Below are 14,950 nucleotides of genomic sequence, written 5' to 3'. Positions count from 1 at the left end.
GCCAAGCAACAGCAAAAAAGACATGCCCCCTTTAACAGGAGGCATGTCTTTTTTGCTTGTTTTGTTAGTTTTTGACGGTTTCGTCCTCGTAGACCGGAACCCATCCTTCCGTGGTGACGAAGATGCGCACGGCGACGACTTTGCGGTCTTCGGCGAGCGTGAAATAATGCGTGATGTTTTCCGGTACGGAAATCAAATCACCCGGAGTCAAATGGACTTCGAAAAAGCGTTGGTCTTTGCCTTGGATGATGAAGACGCCGTGGCCACTGACGATATAGCGCACTTCGTCATCTGTATGGATATGCTTGCGCTGGAAGTTTTTCAGCAGTTCATCGAGCTTCGGGTTCGAGTCGGACAAAGAGATGACGTCTGCTGCCTTGTAGCCGCGACGCGCCGAGATGTCATCGATTTCCGAACGGAATGCTTCAAGGATCTGTTCTTTTTCCTCGTCGCTCAAATCGAATTTCTCACGCAATGGCTCCGGCAATTTATTGATATCCCAATGCTCGTAGACGACTTCCTGGCTTTCGAGGAATACGGCAACCTCTTGTTGGGACTCAATCGTTTCGTCTGTTCCTTGGATTTTGATGATGGCCATGATAGATCTTCCTCTCTTGTTTAAGATTGCAATTGGCGGAGCGCCAACTGGTATTGGAATAGAAATTCACTTGCTTCTAGCAGTTTTTTTGCTTCAAAAGCATCTGTCCCCCACACGGTGATGCCGTGGTTGCGGATGAGGACAGCGCCTTTATCGGCGTTGACGAAGTTTCTGAACTCATCTGCAAGCTTTGGGATGTCGGCGTGGTTCGGGATGATCGGAATCGACAGTGTGGCATCTTGTTCCCATAAGCCGAACGCTTTGATGAGCTCCTGGCCTTGGAATTGGATGACTCCCTCATCACCATATAGTTCCGAGATGACGTTGTTGGCAACGGTATGGACGTGCAGGCTGCAGCCCGCTGATGTTTTTGAATAAATGGCTTGGTGCAGCAAAGTTTCGGCGGAAGGCTTGAGCGCGCTAGCTTGTGCGGGCTGTCCGTGTGCATCGACGAGCAGGAAATCTTCGTTTGTTTCCTTGTATTTGTCTTTGCCGCTGGCGGTGACGAGAAATTCAAGCGGCTCATCCGACACTTTAATCGCCAAATTGCCGCTCGTGCCCATGAACCAGTCGCGCGCGGCGAGTGCCCGTTTCACTTCGGCGAGCTCTTGCCAGCGGGTGTCGTAAGCGCTCATGAAATCACCCCTAGCTTGGCGTCGAGAATATCCGTCACGTCGTGGAAGCTTTCGAATGCTTCGTAGGCAATGCCGAGCTCCTCGCATTTGTCGACGAGGAAATCCCTGGCGATGACGAGATCCGCTTGCTTGGCGGCTTGCAGGTCGGTGATGGAGTCACCGATAACGATGCTCGTCGATGGCTCCGACATGATACGGCGCATGACGGACGGCTTGCAGCATCCGCAGCCTTGGCTGTCGCATTGGTCGTCGCATCCGTGCGGGAAATTAATGTGAATTGTATCGCCCGAGAAATCCGCTTCGTTGCAATAAATGCCAGCGAATGGACCGTATGGCTCGAGCAATGGGTAGATGAAAAAATCGATGCCGCCGCTAACGATATAGAGCGGAATATCATGGCGTTTCGTATAGGCGACGAAATCGGCGAAGCCTTCGCGGATTTCCGCTTGTTCGAGCGCATAGTTGATGATTTGTTGCTTGGTGGAAGACGGCAGCAAGGAAAACATTTGCTGGACGCCTTCGCGTATGGAAATTCGCTGATCTAAAATCTGATCTTTTATCGGCGCCCAACCCGGCGGATCGAACTCTTTCATAATGGCGATCAAATTATCGCGGGAAGTCACCGTTCCATCGAAGTCGCAAAATATTACTGGCTTGTTCATACGGTCTCACCCCATAGTACTAAAGCTTTTTGTAATTCTTCCTGTTGTTTGGCGGCTTCTGTTAAAGCCTGTCCTTGCAGTGCGGCGTCGATCGCTTGGCGGAACGCTTTGCCGCCGGCAGCAGCACCGTCCGGATGGCCGTGGACGCCGCCTCCAGCATTGATGATGCTATCGATGCCGTAATCTTCCAACAGCAGCGGCACAAGTGCCGGGTGGATGCCGGCGGATGGCACCGGGAAGCTGCGCTTTAATGGGCCGTCGCTGACCAGTTCACGCCCGAGCTGCAACGCTGTTTCTTTCTCGAGTGCCACACTGCCGTAAGGGGAGGGAAACAAGCTAAAGTCGGCCCCGGCCAAGCGTGTCAATTTGCCGAGTGCGAGCGCAGTGGAAACGCCGTAAAAATCGGATGAAGTATACGCTCCGCTGAACGCTGGATGCGCCATTAGCGGCAATGCTACTTCCGTATCTTCAGCCAGCTCCTGCAAGACGTCGAATCCGTAGGCATGGACATTAAACAGTAAAGCGTCCGCACCGAGTTCACGCGCCCGCCGCGCCTTATCTCGCAGGCTCGATGTCCGTCCGGATAAATTGACGGCATAGAGCGTGCGGTGGCCGGTTTCTGCGTATACTTCGTCTAATACATGACGCGCTGCGGCGATGCGCTGGTCAAACGGTGTCAGTGGATTGTCGAATAAAATTTCATCGTCTTTCACCAAATCGACGCCGCCGAGTGCCTGTTGGCGAAGCTGTGCCGATAAATAATCGAGATCGCGGCCGATGACGCCTTTGAAGATGCTCATGGCGAGCGGGCGCTCGCTGACGCCGAGCAATTCACGAATGCCGTCGATGCCAAAGCGTGGGCCCGGGAACTGGCGGAGCAAGGAATCTTCAAATTCCAAGTCGATCAATTTGATTTCGCCGTCGAGCGACAATTTACCGAAGACGGTTGTCAGAATAGCCGGCAGATCCGCTGAGAAATTGGCCGCCGGGTAATGGATTTTCAAATGGGCTTGAATGACGCCTGGACGTACGGGGTGGGTGATGTGCGAAAATTCTTCGACCGACACGACGCGCCCTTTATGTTGTTGCAATTGCTGTTGCTCGAGCAATGGCAGATCGGTCCACGATCCGACCGTCAGACCGAGTGCAATGGCTTCTGCTTTTTTTTCGAATGAACCGGCTTTGCCGAATAATTGATATGTCGCGATAACACCGCTCATGAATAACCCTCCTGCTTAGTGGACATAAAAAAACCTCTTCATAAACAAGAAGAGGTTAATGATTAACGCCTTCTTATTTCCCAGCCAATCAATTGCGTTGGCTGCAAGAATTAGCACCGTGTCCATCATTGGACCGGTTGCCGGGCTTCGTAGGGCTTGTCCCTCCACCTGCTCTGAATAAGAATAGAATATGGAATTGTGGGTGTTGCAAAGTAATTCTGATTATTTCATGATAGGCAGCATCTGTCAACGGACAATATCAAAAATATCTGAAAAATATCCTGACGTCATTTCGGGAAGTTTGTTCGTCCACTAATCGACGATCCAAGCAGTACGGCATATCAACGGAAGACCAAGTGGTGGGTTGGTTACATTGACAACCCGAGTAGCGGACTCGCCTTTAGCGGAAAGATTTTCATTTTTTCGAAATATTTTATTGACAATGAATTCAGAATCATGCTAGCATTCGTTTCAGAACTTCATAATGTTGCATAGTAGTACTCTTATCAAGAGCAGGCAGAGGGGAATGGCCCGATGACGCCCAGCAACCGACCGTAATACCGTTGTGAGACGGGGCGCTTTGGCGCCGGGATTTGATCCCCTTAAGGCACGGTGCTAATTCCATCAGAAATGTACATTTCTGAGAGATAAGAGGCATGGGATCTCTTATTCTGCGCCTCTTTCTTTCGGGAAAGAGGCTTTTTATTATTCTACAGAAAAGAGGCAAACCATATGACCATTACAGCACCGTCTACATATAAAGCACTGACTGAACAAGAAGCAATTGCGCTGGCACAGGAGTTGGAAGTCTTTGCGACATCCGCTTCTCTGTTATGCGAAGAAATCGGCGATGGCAACTTAAATTATGTATTCCGCATTAGCGATTCTGCCACTGGGCAAGGGCTCATCATCAAACAGGCCTTGCCTTATGCGAAAGTCGTCGGCGAAAGCTGGCCGCTGACGCTTCACCGCGCGACCATTGAAGCGAATGCCTTGAAGTTGCACGGCAAACTGGCGAAAGGCCGTGTGCCGGAAGTTTATGCGACGGATGCTGCGCTTGCTGTCACCGTCATGGAAGACTTATCGCAATTGACGATTTTACGCAACGGGTTGATCGACGCCAAGCATTACCCGAAGCTTGCGGAACATATCGGCGGTTATTTGGCGCACACCTTGTTCTACACGTCGGATTTCGGTTTGCATCCGTTTGAGAAAAAGCGGCTTGCGGCTGAGTTCTCCAATCCGGAGCTGTGCAAAATTACGGAAGACCTCATTTTCACCGACCCGTTTTTCGACCATGACACCAATGATTTCGAAGAGCCGCTGCGCGAAGCGGCACAGGAAATTTGGGACAACCAGCCGCTGAAATTCGAAGTGGCCAAACTGAAGCGCAGCTTTTTGACGGAAGCGGAAGCACTTTTACATGGCGATCTGCATACCGGCAGCATTTTCGTCGACGAACACGATACGAAGGTCATCGATCCGGAGTTCGCCTTCTACGGGCCGATTGGCTTTGATATCGGTTTGTTTCTCGCCAATTTGATCGTCCAGGCGATTACCCGCAGCGGCGAAGAACGTGAACTGATTGTGCAAGACATCACCCAAACGTGGCAAGTGTTCGAAGAGCAGTTTTCAAGCTTATGGGAAAGCGACGGAATCGAAACGTATAAAACGACGGCCGGCTACCGCGAATACGCCATCGAAAAAATCTTCCACGATGCGATTGGCTTTGCCGGATGTGAATTGATCCGCCGGACGATCGGCTTGGCGCATGTCCGCGACTTGGATGATATTGCAGATGAAGCGACACGAATCGACCGCAAGCGGCAAACCTTGAAAGCCGGTGAAACTTTGATTCAAACGCGCCGGAGCTATCAGTCCATTGCTGAGCTGGAAGCGGCGATTAAGGAGCTGAGCAAATGACCATTCCATTATCGGTCATCTGGAAAGATGAACAACTGGCCATTTTGGATCAGCGACTGCTTCCGCAGACGGTCCACTATGAAACGCTCGAGACTTTGGAACAAGTGCACGAAGCGATTTTCCAGCTGAAAGTGCGCGGAGCACCGGCGATCGGCATTGCCGCCGCTTATGGCTTGGCACTTGCGGCAAGGAGGCACCACACGATAGACATCGATTTATTCCGCCATTATGTAAAACAAGATGCAGCCTATCTTGTCGCCTCCCGCCCGACAGCGGTCAATCTGGCATGGGCGATCGGACGGTTAGTCAGTCGCATCGATCAGTCAAGAACAGTTGAGCAAGGAAAAGCGCAACTGATCGAAGAGGCGCAGCTGATCCGCGATGAAGACGAAGCGGCATGCCGCAGTATCGGCGAACATGCACTCGAGTTACTCGCAGAGAAAGAAAAAGTCATGACAATCTGCAATGCGGGATCGATCGCGACAGCCAAATACGGCACTGCACTCGCACCGTTTCATCTCGGCAAAGAGCGCGGCCGCGAGTTCGAAGTGTACGCATGCGAAACACGTCCGCTGTTCCAAGGGGCGCGCTTGACCGTTTGGGAATTGCAGCAGGCAGGAGTCGACGTCACGCTCATCACCGACAGCATGGCGGCACACACGATTGGCGCAAAAGGAATCGAAGCGATCATCGTCGGCGCGGACCGCATTACGGCAAACGGCGACACGGCTAATAAAATCGGCACACTCAATTTGGCGCTTCTCGCGCATGCATATGGCATCCCTTTTTATATAGCGGCCCCGGTGTCCACATTCGACCTCTCTCTTCAAACCGGCAGTTCTATCCCGATCGAAGAACGGGCGGCGGAAGAAGTGGCAGCGATCGGGACGCAACAAATCGCACCGGCCGGAACGAAAGTGTTCAATCCAGCTTTTGATGTCACACCGGCAAAGTATATTACGGCGATCATCACCGAACGCGGCGTCATCCGCCCGAATGATGAACAAACTATCGAGGCCCAGCTTTATGCGGTGCCATCAAAAGGAGAAACGATATGAAAAACAAATCAGCATGGTTCATTTTATTCGGATTAGTGTTCGCCATCTTGCTTTCAGGTTGTCAGCCCAAAGGGGAAGCGACCGCAGAAGAAACGGCTCCAGACGACCAGGAAGCGGCAGCGGACCATCCGCTTTCAGACAAGAAAGTCGCACTCATCATGCAGCAAAACCTCGGCACTTTTTCCGCGCAATACATTGCCGGCGTGGAAGAGCAGGTCGCCAAATTCGGCGGCAGCGTGACGGTCTTCACTTCAGACGGCGATCTCGCGAAAATGGCATCCAACTTGGATGCATCGATCAACCAAGGGTTTGATGCCATTCTGATCGACCACGGAACGAAAGAAGCCTTGAATCAAGGCGTAGAACGCGCAGTGGAACAGGGTATTCCAGTTGTCGCCTTTGATGCAGGCGTCGATGTCGACGGCGTGGTGTCGCTCGAACAGGGCGATCAGTTGATGGCGGAGTTGACGCTGGAAAAATTGGCTGCGGACCATGGTGGGGAAGCGAATATCGTCAAGATTTGGACAGCCGGTTTTGCGCCGATGGAACGCCGCCAAGTGGCATACGAACAGTTTCTCGCTGACAACCCAGGCATCCAGGAAGTGACGGCATTCGGTGCCGCGACACAAAACACGGCGCTCGATACACAAGCGCAGATGGAAGCGGTATTGAAACAATACCCTGAAGAAGGCGAGATTACAGCGGTGTGGGCAGCATGGGATGAATTTGCCAAAGGCGCAGTGCGTGCCATTGAACAAGCAGGGCGCACCGACATCAAAGTGTACAGCATCGATATGAGTGATGAAGATTTGCAGATGATCCAAAAAGACGGCAGTCCATGGGCTGCATCGGCTGCAGTTGACCCGGAGGATATCGGGCGCATCCAAGTGCGTTATGCATATCAATTGATCGGCGGGGAGACTCCGGAAGAGCAAGTGACACTCGAACCGATTTTCATCGATGCGGACAAACTGCCGGAGACAGCCGTGACGACAGAACAATTGGGCGAATACATCGAAGGCTGGGGCGCGAGTGAGCAAGGATACACACCCGCACTAGAAGAACTAGAAGGGCGCTGACGACGAGCGTTACTGATTTTCGGGGAGAGGAGGCGAGCGGATGGGCAGCCAGTTATTGGAGATGCGAGCGATCACGAAAAGTTTCGGTCCTGTCAAAGCCTTGGACGGAGCGGCATTTTCGCTGGAGCGCGGTGAAATTCATGCCTTGCTTGGCGTCAACGGCGCCGGCAAAAGTACATTGATCAAAGTGTTATCGGGCGTCTATCCGCAAGACGCCGGAAGCATCCGGCTAGATGGCACAGAACTCGGTTTCAATTCACCAAAAGCGGCGAAAAAGAACGGCATTTATTGTGTCTATCAGGAAGTCGATACAGCGCTCATTGCGGAGTTGAGCGTCGCTGAAAACATCTTGCTCGACAGCTTTGCAGCAGCCGGCCCCTTGTTTGTTTCCAAGCGGAAAATACAAGGACGAGCGCGGGAAGTGCTGTCGCGCCTCCAATCCGAACATATCGATGTGGAGCAGAAGGTATCGCAATTGAGCTTGGCGGACAAACAATTGGTGCTGATCGCCCGTGCGCTTGTCCATTCAGCGAAAGTCATTATTTTTGATGAACCGACTGCCCCGCTTTCGGTCTACGAAGCGGACAAACTGTTTTCGGTCATCCGCACGCTCAGCGCACAAGGCGTCGGCTGCATCTTCATCTCGCACCGCTTGCCGGAAGTATTCGAGCTGTGTAGCCGCATCACCATCATGCGCGACGGCCGCCATGTTGCTGCGTTCAATACAGCAGAAGCCGAACAGCAGCAAGTCGTCGAAGCGATGCTCGGGCGTGCACTGAGCCGTGAATTGCAGCACGTGGAACATGCCGTACAAGATACCTTGCTGAAAGTGGAAGCTTTGTCTGATAGAAGGAAACTGAAAGAGATTTCATTTACGGCAGCATCAGGTGAAGTCGTCGGCATCGTCGGGCTAGTGGGAGCGGGAAAAACCGAACTTGCCAAAGCGCTCTTCGGCGCCGCAGAAAACGTCTGCGGCAAAATCGCATTGGGCGGCCAATCGGTGCGCTTGAAGCATCCAGCTGACGCGATCAAATCCGGAATCGCGCTCATTCCCGAAGAACGGCGGAAAGAAGGGCTCTTCGTGCATGAATCGATTGAAACGAACGCCAGTTTTCCGAATTTGCGCAAGTTTTCTGGGCGTTTGTTCATGAAAAAAGCACAGGAACAGCAATTTGCCCAGTCGATTATTGAAAAACTGAAAGTCAAAACTTCCGATACGACAACACCGCTCATGCATTTGAGCGGCGGCAACCAGCAAAAAGTGGCGATCGGCAAATGGATGTCTTTGGATTCGCGCTTGTATTTGTTTGACGAACCAACAAAAGGCGTCGACATCGGAGCGAAGGTGGACATTTTCCATTTGATTCGCGAGCTGGCGGAAAGCGGGAAGTCCTGCTTATACTTCACGAGCGAAATACAAGAAGCGCTCGGCATCTCCGACCGCATTCTGGTCATGTGCGACGGCCGCATCGTCAAGGAATTAACAAGGGAACAAGCGACCCAGGAAAGGATTTTGTTATATGCAAGCGGTGGAGAAGAAGCTGTCTAAACAGCACACAACTCAAGAGAAAGTCATCGGATTTCTCTATAAATACGGAGCGATCGGTTTACTCGCGATCATCATTTTGTATTTCAGCTCCATTAGCAGCGCCTTTTTCAGCTATGGCAACTTCACCGACATCTTGCGTTCGATTTCCATCGTCACCTTGTTGGCGCTTGGGGTTACGTTCACTTTAGTTGTGGATGGTTTTGATCTCTCTGTCGGTTCAACGATGTCTCTGTCGACGGTGTTCACGGCTTCACTGATGGTCTGGTACGATCTGCCACTGTGGCTCGTTCTGTTGTTGCCGCTGGTGATCGGTGTGCTCGTCGGCTTGCTCAATAGTTTTCTGATCGTCATCATCGGCATTCCGGATTTACTGGCGACGCTTAGCATGATGTACATCGTCGCGGGGCTGCACCGGACGTATACGGAAGGCTATTCGATTTACAATTATATGCCGCTGACGTCTGGAGGCACAGCGCCTGGGGAGATGTCTTCTGCATTCTTGTGGATCGGGCAAGGGCATTTATTCGGTTTGCCGGTGCCGGTGTGGATCATGCTCGCTGTCGTTTTGGTCGCTTATGTGGTCCTCCAGCACACAAGATGGGGACGTGTGTTTTACATGACCGGAGGCAATCCGGAAGCGGCGACCTTATCGGGCGTCAATGTCAAGAAGGTCAAAACAATCGCTTATATCGTTTCCGGTGCACTGGCATCGATGGCGGGTATTTTGTTTACAGCACGCGTCGGCTCAGGTCAGATTGATGCAGGAGCGCCGCTGCTGATGGAAGCAGTGGCCGCGGTATTTGTCGGATACGCCGTACTTGGAGCCGGCAGGCCTAATGTGCTGGGCACGTTTTTCGGTGCAGCGGTGATCGGGATCTTGCTAAACGGGCTGACGATTCAGAACTTGCCTTATTATGCGTTCGACATCATTAAAGGCGGCGTGCTCGTCGCCGCATTGGCGGTAACCTATGTATACGCAAAAAGGCGATTCGCCAAAACTTAGCAAGGAAGGCTCTGGCCTTCCTTTTTTTCATGCAGGAATATAGATGTCTCGAATCGAAAGTAAAGGAAGATGGATGAGGAGAGGGGGTCGGGCGATGCGGGCTGGTGAAGATATCTTGGGTGTATGGCGGTGCTTTGACGGGCTGCCGATGGATAATTTAGTGAAGGCCTGGCATTACGAGCAGGCGGGTGTGAAAAAGCAGCGTAGCGTGGAAGAAATGCGCGAGCATCGCAAGGCATATGGGCTCGGTGGCAATTGCTTTGACCTCGCGTTGTGGTTGCTGACTGATTTTCGTGCGGCGGGTATCGAAGCCTATCCGATCGGGTCAAAACTTGGCACAGAACAAGGGCATGCAGCGGTGCTGGCCATTGATGAAAGCGGACGGCGTTTTTTATGTGACCTAGGGGACCAATGGATACAGCCGATTTTGGCGGAAACGCAAGATGAGGCATTTTTAGATGCGCCGCAACAAGGGTTTTTCCCCGGCGCGGCTGTTCAATTATCGGCTGAACCGGATGGATTGACCGTTATTTATCAGCGGCCGGGAGGCAAATTGTCGGTGCAGAAATATTCACTCGACCCCGTCGACTTATCAGAGTTTTGGCAGGCAGCAGAATATTCACAGCATCAGCTGGGCAAAACTCCGATGATTGAAGTGCGGGTTGCGCATGAAGGAGAATTGGCGCATTGGGAGTTCAACAGCTGGCAGAGTGAACTCAGCACAACGGCCGGCTTGATCAACGAAGAGCCTGCCCCGTCTTTGGATGCTTGGATTGAGCGCATTCACGCTCGCTCGGGTTATGACCGGGACATCGTGGAATTCGCGCTGGCATTTTACAAAAGCTTGGAATGAACAAGGCAAGGGGGAAAACGTATGAATACCAACTCGACTGCAAAAGAAATCCGGACAGAGCGGATGAAGCTCGTGCCGGTAACGGAGGAGTTATACCGTACGCTTTACGGCAGTTACGAACTGGGGCCGCATATCAGTCTGCATTTGCATGAGTTGAATCAGGATCCGCAGCTGCTTGGCTGGGGAGCGTGGATCGCTTTTGACGAAAGCGGCGCGCCGATAGGGGATATGGGGTTTAAAGGGCGATTCGATAAAGCCGGAAAAGTGGAAATCGGCTATAGCGTGAGCGACGATCGCCAAGGGTTGGGCTATGCGACAGAAGGCGTGAAAGGATTGATCGACTGGGCTTTTTCGTTTCCGGAAGTGCGCGAAGTGACGGCAGAATGTTATCAGGACAACGCCGCTTCGATCCGTGTGCTCGAGAAACTCGGCTTTGAACGGACGGCCCAAGCTGGCGATTTGGTTTTTTGGAGGTTGCGCGATGGCTATTGAAAAGATAGCGCATGTCGCAGAATCCGGTGCGCTTCTTGGCGTTGCAAGCCGTGAGGATATCCATGCCCGCGGCTTGTGGCATAATACTTTTCATTGCTGGGTGGTGACCCGTGAACTGGGTCGCCCATTAATCCATTTCCAATTGAGAAGCTCAGAGAAAACGGATTTTCCAGACCTTTTTGATATTACTGCAGCAGGCCATATCGCAGCAGATGAAGCGGTCGAAGACGGCGTCCGGGAAATCGAAGAGGAGCTTGGCTTATCGCTCAACCTTGCCGAACTCGCGCCGCTTGGAATCATCCATGACGAAATTTCGCTTCCTGGCTTCATCGACCGTGAACGTGCGCATGTCTATTTGTATCAAGCAACACAACTGGCGCTGGAGGAATACAGCCTGCAACAGCAGGAAGTGGCGGGCGTGGCGTCCGCTGAATTCCATGCATTTTTTGAACTCTGCACGAAGCGAGTCGAGCATATCCACATAAACGGTTTTTACGAAACGCCAACTGGCAGGAAAGTCTTCCGCAAGCGGATCGGCTTGTCTGATATGGTACCGCACGAAGCGGCATACTGGGAGCAAGTGGCGATTCGCATTCGAAAGGAATTGATGGCATGAACCACAAGGTAAAAGCATTGGTTTTTGATGTGTACGGCACATTGTTCGATGTCCATTCAGTTGCCGCAAAAGCACAAAGTTTATACGGAAGAAACGGCGCGGAACTCAGCCAGTTGTGGCGCAAAAAGCAATTGGAGTATTCCACCTTGCGCGAAGTCATGGGAACGTACAAGCCATTTTCCGAAGTGACGCGCGATGCCCTTGTTCATGCACTGCACGAACTGGGGCTGCCGACTGACCAAGCGCAGCAAGACGCGTTGATGGAAGAGTATAAAGCGCTGTCGTTATACGAGGAAGTGCCGGCGTTTTTAACAGAACATGGAGATAAGCGGCTCGCTGTCTTGTCCAATGGTTCTCGGGACATGCTCGAGCCATTGATTGCGGGATCTGCCATCCACGGGCAAATTACCGACATCTTCAGCGTCGACGATATCCGGAAATTTAAGCCCTCGCCTGCAGCGTATGAATATGCCCATGAGCAGCTCGGACTGGATCCGGGAGAAGTATTATTCTTGTCTTCTAACGGATGGGACATCGAAGGTGCGAAAAACATCGGATTTCAAACTGCCTGGGTCAACCGCAGCGGGCAAGCGAATGAAGAGCTCGACAATCGGCCTGATACCGTATGCGAAGATTTGAATGGTGTTTCGGAATGGTTGGAAAAACAATAACTTTACGTGAGTGTTGAGAAAAAACGCCTGCAACTGCACCGACTGGATTCGTTCCAGCCAAAGCAGTTGCAGGCGTTTTTTAGATTCAGCCAAACAAGGGGTTAGACAATTTTGTCGATGGGATGAATTTCGATGCCCGCTTCCTCCAATGAGATGGAGATGTGTCGTGCAAACTCTTTTGCTGTTTTGCCGTCTCCATGAATACAAATCGTGTCGGCTTTCAAGGCCGTCTCGCTTCCTGCCGTATTGATGACTTTTTGCTCTTTGACCATACGGATGACTTGATGGATCGCCTCTTGCGGATCGGTGATGAGTGCATTATCTTGGCTGCGCGGTGTAAGTGTTCCATCCGGTTGATAAGTTCGGTCGGAAAATACTTCGTTGGCAGTGCGCAAGCCGATCTTGCCACCGGCTTTGATGATTTCGCTACCTGATAATCCAAATAAAACAAGTTCGGGGTCAACTTTATAGACGGCTTCTGCAATGGCTTCAGAAATTTTTGCATCGGTCACGGCCATATTGTACATCGCTCCATGAGCTTTCACATGTTTCAAAGAGCCGCCTTCCGCTTTTACGAAACCATACAACGCGCCGATTTGGTAAATGATCAGGTCGTAAACTTCTTGAGGGCTTACGGCCATGTGGCGGCGCCCGAATCCGGCAAGGTCTTGAAAACCGGGATGAGCGCCGATGCCGACGTTTTTCTCAAGGGCAAGCTTGACGGTTTCGCGCATTGTTGTCGGGTCGCCTGCGTGAAAGCCACATGCGATGTTGGCGGAACTGACGTAATCGAGGATTATTTGGTCGTTGCCAAGCGTGTATGCGCCAAAGCTTTCTCCCATGTCACAATTCAAGTCTATTTTGTGGTTCATATCTATTCCTCCCGTTTTACTTGGATGGCGATTTTTAATCGTTGGATTTGCTGTTCTTGTTTGAGATAAAGCTGTTCGGCTTGATCCACGGTTATTTCGCGGAATTTCAGTGATTCGCCAGGCTTCAACTGACTGATCAGCGGCAAATCGACCGATGCGACTTGACCAATTTTCGGGTAGCCGCCGGTCGTTTGGCGGTCGGCGAGCAGGACAATCGGCTTGCCGTCTGCCGGCACTTGGACCGAACCGAACGCGACGGCTTCGGAAATCAATTCATTTGGCTTCTCGAGTTCAAGAGCAGGGCCTTCCAAACGGTAGCCCATGCGGTCTGAATCGACTGAGATGGTGAACGCTTCTTGGAAGATGTGCAGGCGGCTTTCTTCATTGAAAAGTAGGAACTGCCGGCCGGGAATCATCCGGATGACTGGCTGCGGATAGTAGCGAGCGGGGGGAATCAACCAGTCGGCTGTCTGGTCGTGCGAACGGACTAATGCGTCGAGACGCTCAGTGGACAGTGGAGTGATATGCAGTATGTCCCCATTTTTCAGTGCGCGCCCATTAAAGCCGGCAAGCCCTGCCCGTAAATACGTCGAGTAGCTGCCCATGACAGAAGGGACGTCGAAGCTGCCGGCAATGGCCAAGTAACTGCGGGCTCCTCGCTTTGGTTCACCGAAAGACAATATGCTGCCTTTTGGGACAAAGTGGCCGCGCCACATTCCAAGCGGCTGTCCATCGAGCGATGGCGACAAGTCACCGCCACAGATGGCGATAAAATGATCGGCTTCGAACTCAATGGTCGGTCCTGATAAAGCAATTTCCAAAGTCGGCGATGATTCAGCATTGCCGACCAACAAATTGGCGATGCGATGCGCAAACGGATCGGCGACACCGCTTGCAATGACACCGTAGCGCTGATAGCCGGTTCGTCCTAGGTCTTGGATGGATGTCTGCACTCCGCTTTTATGAATGTTCAGCATGTGACCTCGCCTCCTGTTCGCGGTAGTCGGCTTCAGTAATTTGCGTAAACCGGATCTTGTCGCCGGCGCGCAGCAAACTTGGAATTTCTTCGTTTGGGAGGAACAGGCGCAGCGGGGTGCGGCCGATCAATTGCCAACCGCCCGGTGTCTCTATCGGATAAACGCCTGTTTGTGTGCCGGCGATACCGACGCTGCGCTCAGGGATGCGCAGCCGCGGCGATTTTCTTCGCGGTGCGGCGATTTTTTCGGACATGCCGCCGATAAAAGGAAATCCGGGGGCAAAGCCGATCATGTGAACGCTATAAATGCCGGAGGTGTGAATGGCGATGACTTCATCTTCGGTCAAGCCGTTATGCTTCGCTACAAAGCCAAGATCCGGGCCGAACGTATCTCCGTAGCGGACCGGTATATCAATGGTGCGCGCAGCAGGCGCCTCGATCTCATCCAAATCAGCAAGCAGCAAGCGCAATTGTTGTTCAACTTGAGCGCGCCTGATTCGGCGCGGATCATAAAAAACGGTGACGGTCGTAAAAGCTGGGATAAATTCAATCATCCATTCCGGTGGATGGCTGTCCAATAATAATGTTAGTTTACGCACCGCTTGTTCGGTTTCTTTATCAATGATGGGCTTTGTTTCGATGACGATCGCGTGTTCACTCAAAGGGGAAAATGTGAATTCCAAAAGCTCACCTCATCTGCAGATTATTCTAAATAATTCTTTAGTATACTGCTTTTTTTTACT

Annotated in this window: 16 protein-coding genes and 2 riboswitches; of the genes, 9 read left to right on the top strand and 7 right to left on the bottom strand. The window is 52.0% G+C overall.

Annotated features, from left to right (window positions below; genetic code table 11):
- Positions 1–64: 64 nt before the first annotated feature.
- The 4 genes from ACFO5U_RS02150 to ACFO5U_RS02135 are packed head-to-tail and all read right to left on the bottom strand — an operon-like array spanning position 65 to position 3,115.
- Positions 65–598, bottom strand: coding sequence for a 1,2-dihydroxy-3-keto-5-methylthiopentene dioxygenase (locus ACFO5U_RS02150; protein ID WP_377276275.1), 534 nt, complete (start codon positions 596–598; stop codon positions 65–67).
- A gap of 20 nt (positions 599–618) precedes the next feature.
- Positions 619–1,233 carry a methylthioribulose 1-phosphate dehydratase gene (locus ACFO5U_RS02145; protein ID WP_377276273.1) on the bottom strand — a complete coding sequence of 205 codons (615 nt, stop codon included), beginning with the start codon at positions 1,231–1,233 and terminating at the stop codon, positions 619–621.
- The gene (locus tag ACFO5U_RS02140; protein ID WP_377276271.1) at positions 1,230–1,895 is read right to left on the bottom strand and encodes a 2-hydroxy-3-keto-5-methylthiopentenyl-1-phosphate phosphatase; all 666 of its coding nucleotides are present in this window, start codon (positions 1,893–1,895) and stop codon (positions 1,230–1,232) included. Before ACFO5U_RS02140 ends, ACFO5U_RS02145 begins: the two co-directional genes overlap by 4 nt.
- Positions 1,892–3,115: a 2,3-diketo-5-methylthiopentyl-1-phosphate enolase gene (locus ACFO5U_RS02135; RefSeq protein WP_377276269.1), complete on the bottom strand. Its 1,224-nt coding sequence runs from the start codon at positions 3,113–3,115 to the stop codon at positions 1,892–1,894. Before ACFO5U_RS02135 ends, ACFO5U_RS02140 begins: the two co-directional genes overlap by 4 nt.
- A 70-nt stretch (positions 3,116–3,185) precedes the next feature.
- A riboswitch (SAM riboswitch) is annotated at positions 3,186–3,299 on the bottom strand.
- A 316-nt stretch (positions 3,300–3,615) separates the two neighbouring features.
- A riboswitch (SAM riboswitch) is annotated at positions 3,616–3,769 on the top strand.
- A 78-nt stretch (positions 3,770–3,847) separates the two neighbouring features.
- On the opposite strand from ACFO5U_RS02135, the gene mtnK reads away from it, so the two are divergent.
- From mtnK to ACFO5U_RS02090, 9 genes are all read left to right on the top strand, one after another.
- The gene (gene mtnK / locus ACFO5U_RS02130; RefSeq protein ID WP_377276267.1) at positions 3,848–5,038 is read left to right on the top strand and encodes an S-methyl-5-thioribose kinase; all 1,191 of its coding nucleotides are present in this window, start codon (positions 3,848–3,850) and stop codon (positions 5,036–5,038) included.
- A complete protein-coding gene (gene mtnA / locus ACFO5U_RS02125; RefSeq protein WP_377276265.1) occupies positions 5,035–6,096 on the top strand; it encodes an S-methyl-5-thioribose-1-phosphate isomerase in 1,062 nt (353 codons plus the stop codon). Before mtnK ends, mtnA begins: the two co-directional genes overlap by 4 nt.
- Complete coding sequence (locus tag ACFO5U_RS02120; protein ID WP_377276264.1) at positions 6,093–7,175, top strand: sugar ABC transporter substrate-binding protein; 1,083 nt, start codon at positions 6,093–6,095, stop codon at positions 7,173–7,175. Before mtnA ends, ACFO5U_RS02120 begins: the two co-directional genes overlap by 4 nt.
- A 40-nt stretch (positions 7,176–7,215) precedes the next feature.
- Positions 7,216–8,724 (top strand): sugar ABC transporter ATP-binding protein, encoded by a 1,509-nt coding sequence (locus ACFO5U_RS02115; RefSeq protein WP_377276262.1) that lies wholly within the window; start codon positions 7,216–7,218, stop codon positions 8,722–8,724.
- Entirely contained in the window at positions 8,696–9,727 is a 1,032-nt protein-coding gene (locus ACFO5U_RS02110) for an ABC transporter permease (protein ID WP_377276260.1), read from the top strand. The genes ACFO5U_RS02115 and ACFO5U_RS02110 overlap by 29 nt, the downstream gene beginning before the upstream one ends.
- A gap of 94 nt (positions 9,728–9,821) precedes the next feature.
- Positions 9,822–10,580, top strand: a complete 759-nt coding sequence (locus tag ACFO5U_RS02105) for a hypothetical protein (protein ID WP_377276258.1) — start codon at positions 9,822–9,824, stop codon at positions 10,578–10,580.
- Positions 10,581–10,601: 21 nt separating this feature from the next.
- Entirely contained in the window at positions 10,602–11,072 is a 471-nt protein-coding gene (locus ACFO5U_RS02100; protein ID WP_377276256.1) for a GNAT family N-acetyltransferase, read from the top strand.
- Positions 11,062–11,688 carry an NUDIX hydrolase gene (locus ACFO5U_RS02095; RefSeq protein ID WP_377276254.1) on the top strand — a complete coding sequence of 209 codons (627 nt, stop codon included), beginning with the start codon at positions 11,062–11,064 and terminating at the stop codon, positions 11,686–11,688. The genes ACFO5U_RS02100 and ACFO5U_RS02095 overlap by 11 nt, the downstream gene beginning before the upstream one ends.
- Positions 11,685–12,359, top strand: a complete 675-nt coding sequence (locus tag ACFO5U_RS02090; protein ID WP_377276252.1) for a haloacid dehalogenase type II — start codon at positions 11,685–11,687, stop codon at positions 12,357–12,359. Before ACFO5U_RS02095 ends, ACFO5U_RS02090 begins: the two co-directional genes overlap by 4 nt.
- 101 nt (positions 12,360–12,460) lie before the next feature.
- Here the strand turns inward: ACFO5U_RS02090 and ACFO5U_RS02085 are convergent, their stop codons facing one another.
- The 3 genes from ACFO5U_RS02085 to pxpB are packed head-to-tail and all read right to left on the bottom strand — an operon-like array spanning position 12,461 to position 14,890.
- On the bottom strand, positions 12,461–13,231 hold the full coding sequence (locus ACFO5U_RS02085; RefSeq protein WP_377276250.1) for a LamB/YcsF family protein: 771 nt from the start codon (positions 13,229–13,231) through the stop codon (positions 12,461–12,463).
- Positions 13,232–13,233: 2 nt separating this feature from the next.
- Complete coding sequence (locus ACFO5U_RS02080) at positions 13,234–14,208, bottom strand: 5-oxoprolinase subunit C family protein (RefSeq protein ID WP_377276248.1); 975 nt, start codon at positions 14,206–14,208, stop codon at positions 13,234–13,236.
- Entirely contained in the window at positions 14,192–14,890 is a 699-nt protein-coding gene (gene pxpB / locus ACFO5U_RS02075; protein ID WP_377276246.1) for a 5-oxoprolinase subunit PxpB, read from the bottom strand. Before pxpB ends, ACFO5U_RS02080 begins: the two co-directional genes overlap by 17 nt.
- Positions 14,891–14,950: the final 60 nt, after the last annotated feature.

This window comes from Planococcus dechangensis, from assembly GCF_042654465.1.
In the GTDB taxonomy this organism is placed as follows: Bacteria; Bacillota; Bacilli; order Bacillales_A; family Planococcaceae; genus Planococcus; species Planococcus dechangensis.
The sequence above is the reverse complement of the archived record's forward strand: the minus strand, read 5'-3'. Positions and strand labels throughout refer to the sequence as shown.

Coding starts and splice junctions, on each gene's coding strand:
- ACFO5U_RS02105 (WP_377276258.1), top strand. CDS start 9,822: ATGCGGGCTGGTGAAGATATCTTGGGTGTATGGCGGTGCTTTGACGGG.
- ACFO5U_RS02090 (WP_377276252.1), top strand. CDS start 11,685: ATGAACCACAAGGTAAAAGCATTGGTTTTTGATGTGTACGGCACATTG.
- ACFO5U_RS02110 (WP_377276260.1), top strand. CDS start 8,696: ATGCAAGCGGTGGAGAAGAAGCTGTCTAAACAGCACACAACTCAAGAG.
- ACFO5U_RS02100 (WP_377276256.1), top strand. CDS start 10,602: ATGAATACCAACTCGACTGCAAAAGAAATCCGGACAGAGCGGATGAAG.
- ACFO5U_RS02085 (WP_377276250.1), bottom strand. CDS start 13,231: ATGAACCACAAAATAGACTTGAATTGTGACATGGGAGAAAGCTTTGGC.
- mtnA (WP_377276265.1), top strand. CDS start 5,035: ATGACCATTCCATTATCGGTCATCTGGAAAGATGAACAACTGGCCATT.
- mtnK (WP_377276267.1), top strand. CDS start 3,848: ATGACCATTACAGCACCGTCTACATATAAAGCACTGACTGAACAAGAA.
- ACFO5U_RS02135 (WP_377276269.1), bottom strand. CDS start 3,115: ATGAGCGGTGTTATCGCGACATATCAATTATTCGGCAAAGCCGGTTCA.
- ACFO5U_RS02095 (WP_377276254.1), top strand. CDS start 11,062: ATGGCTATTGAAAAGATAGCGCATGTCGCAGAATCCGGTGCGCTTCTT.
- ACFO5U_RS02115 (WP_377276262.1), top strand. CDS start 7,216: ATGGGCAGCCAGTTATTGGAGATGCGAGCGATCACGAAAAGTTTCGGT.
- ACFO5U_RS02150 (WP_377276275.1), bottom strand. CDS start 598: ATGGCCATCATCAAAATCCAAGGAACAGACGAAACGATTGAGTCCCAA.
- ACFO5U_RS02080 (WP_377276248.1), bottom strand. CDS start 14,208: ATGCTGAACATTCATAAAAGCGGAGTGCAGACATCCATCCAAGACCTA.
- ACFO5U_RS02145 (WP_377276273.1), bottom strand. CDS start 1,233: ATGAGCGCTTACGACACCCGCTGGCAAGAGCTCGCCGAAGTGAAACGG.
- ACFO5U_RS02140 (WP_377276271.1), bottom strand. CDS start 1,895: ATGAACAAGCCAGTAATATTTTGCGACTTCGATGGAACGGTGACTTCC.
- ACFO5U_RS02120 (WP_377276264.1), top strand. CDS start 6,093: ATGAAAAACAAATCAGCATGGTTCATTTTATTCGGATTAGTGTTCGCC.